Consider the following 248-nt stretch of genomic DNA (forward strand, 5'->3'; position numbering starts at 1 on the left):
TTAGGTTCCCAATAAGGTTCCATTGCCATCTTGACCAAGGCTTGCTTGGCTCTGTCTCGGATTGTCGGGATTCCCAGCGGGCGTTTTTCATTCCGTCCGGGTTTGGGTATCCACACTCTCCTTAACGGTTTGGCTTTGAAGTTTCCTTTGAGATTCTTCGATTTCTCCTTAACCCTGAGAGTTCCGACCTCATTTAGTATCCTGTGATACCAAACTTAGGAACATACAGACAGTTATAAGGCTGGTCA

The 248-nt window shown here is 46.4% G+C and carries 1 pseudogene; it reads right to left on the minus strand.

The features are described 5' to 3' along the window. Window positions 1–167, minus strand: a pseudogene (locus tag LKE08_RS09200) (reverse transcriptase); the annotation flags it as partial. Between the last annotated feature and the right edge of the window lie 81 nt (window positions 168–248).

This window comes from Lyngbya sp. CCY1209 (assembly GCF_035615495.1).
Classification (GTDB): Bacteria; Cyanobacteriota; Cyanobacteriia; order Cyanobacteriales; family Microcoleaceae; genus Limnospira.